Below are 12,904 nucleotides of genomic sequence, written 5' to 3' on the forward strand. Positions count from 1 at the left end.
ATTTAGCAAGCAGATGAAAATAGCATGCTTTTTTGTTTACCAGCATTCAAAAATTAGACGATCGCCCAATTTTTAAAAGCAGCGGCTTCCGCCTTCGGCGTAGCGAAGCTTTTGCCGACGATCGGCGACAATTGTTCCAAATCGCGCATCAAACCCGCGAATTGGTCCGGGAATAACGATTGAACGCCGTCGCCCGTCATGGAATTGTCCGGATCGGTATGCATTTCGATAATCAAACCGTCCGCGCCTGCGGCAACGGAAGCTTTGGCCATAGGCTCCACCAGTTCGCGTCGTCCCGTGCCGTGGCTCGGATCGGAAATAACCGGAAGATGGCTCAGGCTTTGCAGCGCCGGAATTGCCGCCAGATCAAGCGTGTTGCGCGTGTACGATTCGAACGTGCGGATGCCGCGCTCGCACAGCATCACGTCGGGATTGCCTCCTGCCAAAATGTATTCGGCCGCGTTCAACAGTTCGTCGTATGTTGCGCTGAACCCGCGTTTGAGCAGGACCGGACGGCCGCAGGTGCCCAATTTGCGCAGCAAGTCGAAATTCTGCATATTGCGGGTACCGATCTGAAGAATGTCCGCGTACTCCGCACAGATATCGACGTATTCCGGCGTCATGACTTCGGTAATCGTGAGCAAACCGTGCTTTTTACCGGCTTCGGCCATCATGATCAGACCTTCCACGCCAACGCCCTGGAAGCTGTACGGACCTGTACGCGGCTTGAACGCGCCGCCGCGCAGCACTTGTCCGCCCGCAGCTTTAACCAAACGAGCGATCTCGTCGATTTGTTCCGGGGATTCTACCGCGCAAGGTCCGCCCATCACGACCAGCTCGCCCCCGCCGATCTTGACGTCGCCGATCTGGATCACCGTATTCTCCGGATGGAAGTCGCGGCTGGCCAGCTTGTACGACTTGGAGATTTTGACAACGTCTTCGACGCCTTTCATCTGACGCAGGTGCTCGGCCAATCTCGGCTCGGCTTTGCCGATCAGACCTACGACCGTACGATCCGCTCCTCTGGACAGGTGAACAGTCAGTCCTTCTTTTTCAATGACGCGAATAACTTCTTGCAGCTGCTCCTCGGGAGCTTGGTTCGATAAAATAGCGATCATAATCGTTTCGTCCTTTCGTTATGGGAATGGGAATGAGGTTCCCGATCAATAAAAATCCAACAAATTCTTTCGCACTTAAACGCTTTTATGCTTTTAGGCTTTTATTCGTTAAAGTAATCTTAGCAAAGAAAAGGCTCCCCGTCAACCCGAAGAGCACCGAATCCTTTTCTTGTTTGCAACGCCTCGAAGTTTGGCCTGCCGCATGCGGCATTCAGGCTTTCCTTTTCGATTTTCGGCGCATGCCGTATACGCCGCCGATCGCCGCGAACAAAACAGCGGTGATCGGGAATATCGCCCAATTCACGTCCCAACGCTGATAAACGAAACCGCTGACGAAAAAAACCACGAACGCGATCGGCCAAACGACCGCGGCAATACGGTTGATGACTCGGTTTTCTTCTTTCTTTTCCCGCGTGTACTCGCCCAACTGAAGCAATCTTTGAAATCCGCCTTGAATGCCTCCGACATACGCGAACAAGGCAATAGCGCCCCCCAACAAAGCCAGCATGATCGCGGCTCCGTAAGGCAGTTGACCTTTTCCCCTTATGCCCGCGATCAATAAAGCCACGGGAGACAGCGTACCCAAGCAAGCCGCAATAACGATACAACGGGAATGGACGGGGCGAAAAGCTTCCATATGCTGCTCCGTGTTCGATTTGGCACACGGAGAAAGTTCGAAATCGCCTTCCAGCATCTTATACCGTTCTTTGCCGCTGCCGCTTGCGATAAATAAGCCGATCGCCGGGACCGCGAAAACGAACAAGACGATCAATGCAAACAGGTAAGCCTGACCGCCGGACCAACTGCCGAAAGCGCCGTGTTCGTTCAATGCCGCGACGACCATTGTGGCGGCGACGCCGAACAAAATCGACAGCCAACCGATCGCCTGCAGGCGCGAGGAGCGGCGAACGATGTTTTCGTATTGCAGCGCTTGTTGTTCGGAGATGCTGATTTCTTCCCCGGTTTCGGCGGCCGGCAAAATTCCAAGTTCGTCCATCAATTCATCGATGCTGCCGAATTCCGAAATGACGATTCCGATCGCTTCATGCTCGCTTTTGCCGTCTTGCTTCAATTCTTCGTACTTGTCCTCCATCGTATCCGACATCTCCCGCTTCAAGTTCAACACTTGAGCGGTACGCGGCCATGCGGCAAATAAGCTGTCCAAATAAGCATGCAGTACGTCCATCGTCTTCACGGCTCCTTTATGAATTTATTGACGACTTCTTGAGTGATCTGCCATTCGCTGCACTTCTCCTGATAGTAGGCCAGACCCTCTTCGGTAATCCGGTAATAGGTGCGCCGCTTCCCGCTCTCCCCATCCTTATGGAAAGAAGAGATATAACCGTTCTTTTCCAAACGCGTAAAAGCGGAATAAAGCGTCGTTTCCTTCATGACGTATTTTTCTTCCGACAATCTGCGGATATTTTTCGAGATTTCGTAGCCGTACGATTCTCCGTCGAGCAGCATGTACAGAATCATCGTATCGTTGTAGCCGCGGATGACATCGCTGCTAATCAAAGGCCTCCCCCTTTTCTTTTTACTATGTCTGTCGTACTTCATCTGTCGTAGTAAACTTGTATCTTCAATGTATCATGGTTACTACGACAGGTAAAGTAGTTTGGCGTAAAAAAAGAAAAATGCGAAGAACCGCCTCTTGGCAGCCCTCCGCATTGGGATGATTGAACCTGTTATTCCGTTTTCGCCCTTCGGACGCTTTTACTGAATATCCTTATCGTACTGCAAATAGACAACCTGCGTTTGCAAATACTCGTTCAGTCCGTGCTTGCCGTCCGCGCCGCCGATGCCCGATTTGCGCCAGCCGGCATGGAAGCCCTGCATCGCCTCGAAGTTCTCGCGGTTGATGTAGGTTTCTCCGTATTTCAGACGCTTCACGACTTTCATCGCTACATTGAGATTTTGCGTATACAGCGACGATGTCAAGCCGAATTCGCTATCGTTGGCAAGCTCGATCGCTTCGTCCAACGTTTTGAACGAGACGATCGGAATGACCGGGCCGAAAATTTCTTCCTGGATGATCTCCATCTCGTTGCTTGCGTCCGCGATGACCGTCGGCTCGTAGAAGCTGCCTGCGCCCTCGACCTTTTTGCCGCCCAAAAGAACCTTCGCCCCTTGCTCGACTGCACGGTCAACCTTGGCTTGTACGGAATCCTGAGCATCCTTATTGATCAACGGTCCCATATGAATATCCGAATCTTTCAACGGATCGCCGTATTTCACGGCTTTCATCGCTTCGACGAGACGGTTCGTGAATTCTTCCTTAATGTCTTCATGCACATAGACGCGCTCGGCACAGTTGCATACTTGCCCGGTGTTGATCACGCGCGAATCCACGACGGATTTGACTGCGATATCGAGATCGGCGTCTTTATGCACGATCGCGGGGGCTTTGCCGCCCAGTTCCAAGCTGACTTTGATGATATTTTCGGCCGCGGCCTCCATCACCTTCTGTCCGGCAGGCACGCTGCCCGTCAAGCTGACCATGCCGACTTTGGGGTTGCTGGCCAGCTCGTTGCCCACTTCGCCGCCGCGTCCGGTTACCAGATTGAATACGCCTTTCGGCAAACCGACTTCGTCGACGATTTTGGTAAAAGCGACCGCATTGTTCGGAGATTCTACGCTCGGCTTCACGACGATGGTATTGCCGGTAATCAGCGCCGGAGCCATTTTTCGGGCAATCAGGAAGAACGGGAAGTTCCAAGGGAGAATGCCCGTGGTAACGCCGATCGCTCTTTTGAAAACAAAGATATTTTCATTGTCGCGGTCGCTCTGGACGATCTCGCCTTCGTAACGCCGCGCCCACTCTGCCATGTAATCCATGTAATCCGCTGTGAAATTGACTTCTACCGTCGACAGCTCCAGCGTCTTGCCCACTTCTTCGGAGATAAGGCGGGCAATCTCGTCCGACTGCTTGCGGATGCCGTCCGCGATCTTATGTAGATAGACGCCCCGCTCTACTGCCGGTGTTTCTTCCCAGGCGCTTTGTGCCGCTTCCGCCGCGTCGATCGCCCGGGCCACGTCCGCCTTCGTCGCTTTCGGTACTTGGGAAACCGTTTCGTCCGTCGACGGATTGGTCACATCCATCCATTCTCCGTTTTCCGCATCGGTAAATTGACCGTTAATGTACATCTGATGTTTTTGCACCGAACCTGCCTCCTCAGAAATGGGTTAAAGTTTGTTTCTTCTATTGTATTGTAAACGTTATCAATTTTTATTGTCAACATTTTAGTTCTTTTTATCTGTGGTTTTGTGATGTTTTTTATTTTATTTTTCTGTTTTTATGGTTTTCAATGGAACAATCGCGGAGTACAATAGAGGAGAAACGGAGGGATCGCGAATGAAAGTCAGCATCTTCTCGACCTGCCTGGTTGACCTCATGTTCCCCGGCGTCGGCAAAGACATGGTCGAAGTTCTGGAACGTCTCGGCTGCGAAACGGATTTTCCCGCGTCTCAAGTGTGCTGCGGGCAGCCGACCTACAATAGCGGTTATTTGGAAGAATCCAAGCAAGCCATGATCAATATGATGAACGCTTTTGAACATTCCGATTACGTCGTCGGTCCGTCCGGATCTTGCGTCGCGATGTTCCACGAGTACCCGCATATTTTCAAAGGCGATCCGGATTGGGAAATGAAAGCGATTGCTTTAAAAGAAAAGTCATTCGAATTCACTCAATTTATCGTTCGGGTACTCGGCATTACCGATGTCGGCGCACGTCTTGAAGGCAGCGCGACGTACCACCGTTCCTGCCATATGACGCGATTGCTGGGCGAAGCCGAGACTCCTTTTATGCTGCTCGAAAAAGTGGACGGGCTTCAGCTTGAACCGTTGAAGAACGCCGACAACTGCTGCGGCTTCGGCGGAACCTTTTCCGTCAAAATGCCTGAGATTTCCGAACAAATGGTGGATGAAAAAAGCGCCTGCGTCGCGGACACGGGAGCGGAGTATCTGATCAGCGCGGACATGGGCTGCCTGATGAATATCGGCGGGCGGATGTCTCGAACCGGCAAAGAGATCCAAGTTATGCATATCGCAGAAGTGCTGAATCGCATTCCGGCCGAACCGGAACGTCGAGGTGCCTTGGAAGGAGGCGCTTTCGCATGAGTTTAAAAACGGACGATCGGAAATTCGATGCGCGCACGGCGGCCGGAATCGAAGACGCGTTTATGCGCGGCGCGGTCGGTTCGGCGCAGGATAGCCTTAAGACGCGAAGACTGACTGCGGCGACGGCGCTCGGGGATTGGGAGCAATGGCGCGAGTTGGGTCAACAGATCCGGCAGCATACGTTGGAGAACCTGGACTATTATTTGGGACAAATGGCGGACAACGTGGAGCGGCGAGGCGGACATGTCTTTTTCGCGCGGACCAAAGAAGAAGCAAGTGCCTACATCCGAGACGTCGTTCAGAGTAAAAACGCGCGCAAAGTGGTCAAGTCGAAATCGATGGTTACCGAAGAAATCGAAATGAATCACGTTCTGATGGAAGCGGGCTGCGAAGTGATCGAAAGCGATCTGGGCGAGTATATTTTGCAGGAAGACGATTGGGACCCGCCTTCGCATATCGTCGCGCCCGCCCTGCATAAAAACCGCAAGCAGATTCGCGACGTGTTCGCCTCCAAGCTGAGTTATGCCGGAGACGAGACGCCGGAGCATCTGGCCCGGTTCGCGCGGGACATCTTGCGGGAAAAGTTTCTCGAAGCGGAGATCGGCATCACGGGCTGCAATTTCGCGGTGGCCAATCTGGGCGCGATCAATCTGGTCACGAACGAAGGCAACGGGGACCTGACCGCGGCTCTGCCGAAAACCCATATCGCAGTCATGGGCATGGAACGGATCGTGCCCACGCTGGAAGAGATGGAAGTGCTGGATAATCTGCTGTGCCGAAGCGCGGTCGGGCAGAAGTTGACCAGTTATATCACGGTTATGGGTCCGCGCGAACCCGGCGAAGTCGACGGTCCCGAGGAGTTCCATCTGGTCGTCGTCGACAATGGCAGATCCGAGATTTTGGCGAGCGAATTTCATGAAGCGCTGCAATGTATCCGCTGCGGTGCCTGCCTGAACGTATGTCCGGTCTATCGGCATATCGGCGGACATGCCTACGGTTCGATCTATCCCGGTCCGATCGGCGCGGTCATCACCCCGCTATTGGGCGGTTATGACGACTACAAGGAACTTCCGTATGCCTCCAGCTTATGCGGCGCTTGTACGGATGTATGCCCGGTCAAAATTCCGCTGCATGAGCAGCTTGTCATGCATAGGCAGAACATAGTCTCCCAAGGGCGGACAGGCGTCGCGGATCGGGTACAAATGAAAGCTGCCGGCAAACTCCTTTCTTCGCCGGGAATGTTCCGCGGTACGCTGCGCGTCGCGTATTCGATGACCCGTTTGCTCAGCCGGCATGGTCGCATCGTACGCGGTCCGGGTCCGATCGAAGGCTGGATCGGGATACGCGATATGCCTCAGCCGGTAAAAAAACAGGATGGCTTCCGTTCATGGTACGAAAAGCGCGAACGTGTCGATCGTTCGGAAGTCTCGTCCATGACTGCCGCGGATATTCGCAAAAAAGCTCCGTCCGCGCACGGTGACTTCAACGCTGCCGTTTTGCCGGAAGCCGGCCCTGGACGCGATACTTCGGTAGAGGAAGCGGCTTCACCGATCGGAAAAGAAGGGAGACGACCATGAGCCGGACCGAAAGCGAAAATAGAACTGCCGATACGTCTAACCGCAACTCTTTTTTGAATCGGGTTGCCGAAAGCCTCGGACGTCCCCGCCGGACGGACGATGTAACGAGACCCGATTGGAAACATACCGTCCATCTGGATACGTTGGCCGATTCCGCACCGGAGCAGCTAGTCGAGGTGTTGAAAGAGCAATGCTTTTTCATTCACACCCAGGTCATCGAATCGACTCCCGAGCTGCTGCAAGCCACGCTGGACGACTTGATCCGCAGTTATGGCGGCGGTCCGATCATTCGCTCCGGCGATCGGAGATTTTCCCGATACGGCTTATCTTTCCCGAATGATTTTGCCTGGTCGGCAGAAGCAGCACGCGAGGAAAATATCCGTCAAGCGGAAGCCGCCAATGTCGCGATCGTCTTCGCCGACCATGCGCTTGCCGAATCCGGAACCGTCGTGCTGGAAAGTCGACCCGATCAGGGACGCGCGCTGCATTTCCTCCCGGCCCACTACATTGCGGTGATCGAGCGTGATCGGATCGTGCCGCGTTCCACCCAAGCGATGGCCGAACTGAACCGTCGATACGAGAACGGCGAAACGCTCGGCTCCTGCCTCAACCTGATCTCCGGCCCTTCCAACTCGGCAGATATCGAGATGCAGCTTGTCGTAGGCGTTCACGGCCCGTTAAAGGCGACATACGTATTGATTTGAAGCGGGCTAATCGAAAAATGTAGTTAACAAAGCCTATAAAAAAAGAATGTCCCGCGTCGGCTTCCGACTGTCGGGACACTCTTTTTTTCTGTTATTCGGCTTGTGCTTGGACTTTCTTTTTCTCGCGCACCGGCGGCAGAAGCTTTTTCATATCGACCGTACGCTTGATTTCCCACGTGGACGGATCGCTTTCTTCGAATTGTTCCAGATAGGTGATAACTTCCTTCGTGATCGGCGTCGGCGTCGATGCTCCAGCCGTCACCGCAACTTTGGAAATCCCCATCAGCCATTCCTGCTTGATCTCGCTCACGTCGGATACGCGGTAAGCGGTCGTGCCCGCTATTTCCTCCGACACCTGCGCCAGGCGGTTGGAGTTATTGCTGCGCGGGTCGCCGACCACGATAACCAGATCGGCTTGGCCGGCCTGCTCGGCAACGGCTTCCTGACGTACCTGCGTCGCCAAACAAATCTCGTTATGCACTTCGGCGCCCGGATAACGTTCCAGCAGCATCTTCATGATATTTTTGATATCCCACTGGCTCATCGTCGTCTGATTGGTGATAATGATCTTGCCGGCAGGGACGTCAAGCAGCTCGATCTCTTCTTCTTTTTCGATCAGATGCACTTTATCCGGAGCGATGCCGATGGCGCCTTCCGGCTCGGGGTGATTCTTTTTCCCAATATAAATGATCTCGTACCCTTCGCCCGCTTTTTCGCGGATCAGGTCATGCGTTTTGGTCACGTCCGGACATGTGGCATCGACCGTCGTCAGGCCGCGTTCCCGGGCGCGCTTGCGTACTTCCGGCGATACCCCGTGCGCGGTGAAAATGACCGTGCCTTTGTCCACCTGCTCCAAAATCTCCAACCGGTTAGGTCCGTCAAGGGTCACGATTCCTTCGTCCTCGAACGATTGGGTGACATGCGCGTTATGCACGATCATCCCGAGTATATAAATAGGCCGCGGCAGATCGAGGTTTTTGGCCGCTTGTCTGGCGAGCACCATCGCGTCGACTACTCCGTAACAGTAACCGCGGGGCGCGATACGTAGAACTTCCATCTATTAGCACCTGCTTTCGGATTCATGGCTTAAGCGTGAACGATCACGCATACCCCGATTATAACGTATTCGGAAGGCCGAAGAAAGGCGACCCCGCTCACGGCAATTTCTCCGTGGGCAAGATCGCCTGTTTTTATTGGATTATTTAGCGTTACGCCGTGATTTTGCGTCTTCGGATTCCGGGTCGTTCTTTTCGATGTCGTCAGGTTCGACATCGATGACTTCCTCTTCGGAAGACGTCTCGGCAGCAGACGCAGCTTGGATTTCCGGGAATAACGCCGGAAGCCAAATAATGAAAGTGGTTCCTTCGCCTTTGACCGTCACGACTTCGACAGAGCCTTTGTGCTCGTCGATAATCCATTTCGCGATCGAGAGCCCCAATCCGGTTCCCGGCGTCTTGCCGCGCGATTCGTCCGCCCGATAGAAGCGTTCGAAGATATGCGGAACTTCGTCCTTGTCCATCCCGATTCCGCTATCTTTCACGCGAATCCCGACCTGTTGACGGTAAACCAGGATATCGAGCGACACTTGGCCCTCCGCCGTGTATTTGAACGCGTTTTCGATAAAAATAAACAACATCTGCTGCAAATAATCTTTATTTCCGACTACCGCGATCCCGTCGAGCGCGCTCAAGTCGCCCGGTGCCCACTCCGCCCGGTGAGGCAAAAATTGCGCGCGGCGCACGACATCCTCGACCAGCGGCCCCAACTGAAGCAGTTCTTTCTGCATCGTTTGCCCCGCATCCGCGCGCGCCAACGACAGCATATCTCCGATCAAACGGCTCATTCGCTCGGATTCGTCCGCGATATCGCCGATCGCCTCGACCGACATCTGCTTCAAATCCTCTTCGCTGAGACCCGAAGGCGCGCTCTGCATGGTCCAAATCTTTTTCAGCAAATCGGTATTGCCCCGTATGGTCGTCAGCGGCGTACGCAGCTCATGCGAAGCATCCGACACGAAACGCCGCTGCGTGCGGTACGACTCCTCCAGATCTTTGTAAAAGTGTTCCGTGCGCCCCAGCATCCGATTGACCGTGCTGATCAACTGCCCGACCTCGTCCTGCGGGCCGGTATAATCGATTCGCACGCTGAGATCGCTGCTCGTCTGGACGGCATTGGCCGCCTCGATCACTTTGCCTATGGGCGCCATGGATTTACGGGCCAGGAACAGACCCAGCGTGAAAGCAAGGATCAACGTGGAAAGCGATCCCAAGACGAGGATGAACCGCAGATCGGACAGCAGGTTCTCCGCTTCCTCCGTGCTGGCTGCAATCTGGAGCAGAACGGGAGAGCCTGTCGCTTTCGTTTGCAGAACCTGCTGATACATCAGAAACGGCCTGCCGTCTTTATAAACGCGGCTAAAATCAGGGGTAACGTTGCCGAACTCCGGAATATCGAATTTGAACGTGTTGCTGACGAAAGCCATGTTGGTCGATTGCTTCAATGTGCCCGTATCGTAATAATACATCTGCACATACAGCCGGCTGTCGATCGTTTTCAACAAATTTTCAATATTGATATCGGAAGTGACCATGCCGTTTTGCTCCACGATACTTTGCCGAATTTGCTCCCGAATCCGGCTTTGCCAGGTATCGTACGTATTTTGGTAGGTATTGTAGTATACGAATGTATAAATGATCGCGCTGAACATCAGCAGCGTCAGCGCGAGAATGCCCGAATACCAAGCGGTCAGGCGTAAACGAATGGACATAACAGAGGGCTGCCCCCTTTTAGGAATCGCTTCTTAAGATGTAACCTGCACCGCGGATGGTCTGGATCAGGCGCTTGTGCTCGGCGCTTTCCGTTTTTTGCCGCAACATGGCGACGTAGACTTCCAATACGTTGGATTCGCCGCTGTAATCGTAACCCCAAATTTTATCCATGATCAGGTCACGGGAAAGCACGCGTCTCGGATTGAGCATGAACAAGTGCAGCAGTTCGAATTCTTTGGCCGTCAATTCGATTCGCTTGTCTCCCCGGGTGACTTCGCGCGAATCGACATTCATGACCAAATCTTCGAAGGTCAGGCGTTCTCCGTCGTCTTCGCGCACATTGTCCGTTTTGCGCCGAAGCAAAGCACGTACTCGCGCCAGCAATTCTTCCAAAGCAAAAGGCTTGACCAAATAATCGTCCGCGCCCAGGTCAAGACCTTTTACTCGGTTTTCCAGCTCGTCTTTGGCCGTCAGCATCAGTACCGGAACGGCACTGCCCGCCTCGCGCAATCGGCGCACGACTTCGAACCCGTCCACCTCCGGCATCATCACGTCAAGCACCAACAGATCGGGATCGGTCGTTCGCATCAGCTTCAGCCCTTCCGCTCCGTTCGGCGCGGTGTGAACCTCGTAACCTTCGAAAGCCAACCCTCTTCTCAGCATGGAAATGATTTTCTCGTCGTCATCCACAACCAGTATATTCGATCGCATCTTGTACTTCGTTCCCCTCTACGTTCTTTTTTATTATTGTAGCACCCAAGCAGCAAAAACGGGAGGGTCGCCCCTCCCGCATTCCGCCAAGCTTATGGACTTTCGCCGTCGAACAACATTATTGGCCGCCGAACGGGTTGGCGAATCCGTTCTCATTCTGGCTATTGTTGTTTTGGCTGTTATTGTTTTGCTGAGCCGCATTGGACTTTTCGTATTCGTTACGGTCGCCGATCGTCACTTTCACGTCGAGCTTTTGATTATTGCGGATTACGTTCAGAGTAGCCGAGTCGCCGACTTTCAGCGCCTGAATCGCGGTAATCAGATCCTGGCTGGTCGCATACGGAGTTCCGTTGACGCCCGTGATGATGTCGTAGCTGCGCAGGTCGGCTTTATAAGCCGGCGAACCGTACAGCACTTCGCTGACGAGCGAACCCTCAGTCGTATCGACGCCCATTTGCTGCGCGATGCTTTCGGACATGGTCGTCAAGCTTGCGCCGATGAACGGAACGGCTTCCTTCGGAATTTCTTCGTTGTTTTTCAATTGTTCGACGACGCCTTTGATCGTGTTCGAAGAAATCGCGAATCCGATCCCTTGCGCTTCCGTGCTTACCGCCGTGTTCATGCCGATGACTTCGCCGTTCAGGTTAAGCAGCGGGCCGCCGGAGTTGCCCGGGTTGATCGAAGCATCCGTTTGCAGCAGGTGTTTGTATTCCGTCGTTGCGCCCGTCGTTTCGTCGGCGATCGAAATTTCGCGTTCTTTCGCGCTGAGCACGCCCGCTGTTACGGTGTGTTCGAAACCTTCAGGGTTGCCGATCGCGACGACCCAGTTGCCGATCGCGGTCGCATCGGAGTCGCCCAGCGAGATCGCCGGGAAGTCGCTTCCGTCCGTGCTTTCGATCTTCAGAACGGCCAGGTCAAGATCGGCGCTATGACCGAGCAGTTTCGCTTCGTAAGGCTTGGTCGTACCGTCCAGCGTAACCTGGATGACGTCTCCGCCTTCAACCACGTGGTTATTCGTCAAAATGTAGCCTGCTTTATCGAAAATGAAGCCCGTTCCCAGACCGAGCGGAGTCAGTTGACCCGAAGTGGACGAGTCGGAACTGCCGTTGCTCCCGTTTCCGTTATTGCTGTTGCCTTGGGAATCTCCATAGAAGTAGCGGAAGAACGGGTCGTTGTAATTGCCTTGAGTGCTCGACGAGCCGCCTTTGGACAGCGTCTCGATCTTGACGACCGACGGGCTGGCTTGATTTACGACGTCCGAGATATCTTTGGACGAAGCGATCGTATAAGCCGCCGTAGACACGCCGCTGGAATTTGTCGCTGCCGCGGTAGTCGCGGTCGCGGCTTGAGTCGCCGCTGCCTCATCGCCGCCGAACCAGCCTGCATGTCCTGCCGTGAAGACCGATCCCGTAATGACGATTGCGCCAAGCGCGCCTGCCGCAAATGAAGTCACCATATTTTTGAACGAAGATTTCGGTTTTTGATTATAGTTCCAGTTCCCGTTCGGAGACGAACCGTTCGATCCGGTCGGTGCGCCGTAAGAGTCATAGTTGCGAACCGGACTCGGCGGCGTCACTTCGACGTCCTGCACTTTTTTTGCCGATTCCGGATCGGAAGAACCTACCGATTGGAACGGACCGTAGGAGTAGTAGTACGAAGAGCCGTCCGGGTTGCTGCCCGATTGCTCGGAGGAGCCGGCATTCGATTGATTGCCGCGTTCATCGTTGTTGGCACCGCTGCTGCCTGCTGCGTTGTTGTCTTCGAAAGAGTTTCCGTATTTCTTTTCGTCCATGTCTATTTTCCTCCTCGCCTTCGGGCTATGCCGAATAACGTAAGTTTGTTGGGGCATTTCGTAAATCGTTGACGTGAATCCGACATCGCGTTGTTTGTTCGTTGTTTGCTTCTG

General features: G+C 53.9%; 10 protein-coding genes and 1 pseudogene. 3 read left to right on the top strand and 8 right to left on the bottom strand.

Annotated features, from left to right (window positions below):
* Positions 1–53 precede the first annotated feature (53 nt).
* From aroF to aldA, 4 genes are all read right to left on the bottom strand, one after another.
* Entirely contained in the window at positions 54–1,118 is a 1,065-nt protein-coding gene (gene aroF, locus HRQ63_RS08355; protein WP_037283107.1) for a 3-deoxy-7-phosphoheptulonate synthase, read from the bottom strand.
* 211 nt (positions 1,119–1,329) lie between these two features.
* Positions 1,330–2,304 carry a permease prefix domain 1-containing protein gene (locus HRQ63_RS08360; RefSeq protein WP_172241842.1) on the bottom strand — a complete coding sequence of 325 codons (975 nt, stop codon included), beginning with the start codon at positions 2,302–2,304 and terminating at the stop codon, positions 1,330–1,332.
* Between the two features lie 5 nt (positions 2,305–2,309).
* On the bottom strand, positions 2,310–2,636 hold the full coding sequence (locus HRQ63_RS08365; RefSeq protein WP_172241845.1) for a PadR family transcriptional regulator: 327 nt from the start codon (positions 2,634–2,636) through the stop codon (positions 2,310–2,312).
* Between the two features lie 198 nt (positions 2,637–2,834).
* Positions 2,835–4,280, bottom strand: a complete 1,446-nt coding sequence (gene aldA / locus HRQ63_RS08370) for an aldehyde dehydrogenase (RefSeq protein ID WP_268239514.1) — start codon at positions 4,278–4,280, stop codon at positions 2,835–2,837.
* A 193-nt stretch (positions 4,281–4,473) separates the two neighbouring features.
* Here aldA and HRQ63_RS08375 point away from each other — a divergent pair, with 193 nt between their 5' ends.
* The 3 genes and pseudogenes from HRQ63_RS08375 to HRQ63_RS08385 all read left to right on the top strand — a co-directional run bounded on the left by HRQ63_RS08375 (position 4,474) and on the right by HRQ63_RS08385 (position 7,519).
* Positions 4,474–5,238, top strand: a complete 765-nt coding sequence (locus HRQ63_RS08375) for a (Fe-S)-binding protein (protein ID WP_172241848.1) — start codon at positions 4,474–4,476, stop codon at positions 5,236–5,238.
* Positions 5,235–6,647: pseudogene (locus tag HRQ63_RS08380) on the top strand (LutB/LldF family L-lactate oxidation iron-sulfur protein); the annotation flags it as partial. The gene HRQ63_RS08375 and the pseudogene HRQ63_RS08380, both read left to right, overlap by 4 nt.
* A gap of 164 nt (positions 6,648–6,811) precedes the next feature.
* The gene (locus tag HRQ63_RS08385) at positions 6,812–7,519 is read left to right on the top strand and encodes a LutC/YkgG family protein (RefSeq protein WP_172241854.1); all 708 of its coding nucleotides are present in this window, start codon (positions 6,812–6,814) and stop codon (positions 7,517–7,519) included.
* Between the two features lie 91 nt (positions 7,520–7,610).
* Here the strand turns inward: HRQ63_RS08385 and HRQ63_RS08390 are convergent, their stop codons facing one another.
* The 4 genes from HRQ63_RS08390 to HRQ63_RS08405 all read right to left on the bottom strand — a co-directional run bounded on the left by HRQ63_RS08390 (position 7,611) and on the right by HRQ63_RS08405 (position 12,790).
* Positions 7,611–8,576, bottom strand: a complete 966-nt coding sequence (locus HRQ63_RS08390) for a 4-hydroxy-3-methylbut-2-enyl diphosphate reductase (protein ID WP_172241856.1) — start codon at positions 8,574–8,576, stop codon at positions 7,611–7,613.
* Between the two features lie 141 nt (positions 8,577–8,717).
* Entirely contained in the window at positions 8,718–10,286 is a 1,569-nt protein-coding gene (locus HRQ63_RS08395) for a sensor histidine kinase (RefSeq protein WP_172241859.1), read from the bottom strand.
* A gap of 19 nt (positions 10,287–10,305) precedes the next feature.
* Complete coding sequence (locus HRQ63_RS08400; RefSeq protein ID WP_172241862.1) at positions 10,306–10,998, bottom strand: response regulator transcription factor; 693 nt, start codon at positions 10,996–10,998, stop codon at positions 10,306–10,308.
* 118 nt (positions 10,999–11,116) lie between these two features.
* Positions 11,117–12,790 carry a S1C family serine protease gene (locus HRQ63_RS08405; protein ID WP_172241865.1) on the bottom strand — a complete coding sequence of 558 codons (1,674 nt, stop codon included), beginning with the start codon at positions 12,788–12,790 and terminating at the stop codon, positions 11,117–11,119.
* Positions 12,791–12,904 lie beyond the last annotated feature (114 nt).

It is taken from the genome of Saccharibacillus endophyticus, from assembly GCF_013185185.1.
GTDB lineage: Bacteria > Bacillota > Bacilli > Paenibacillales > Paenibacillaceae > Saccharibacillus > Saccharibacillus endophyticus.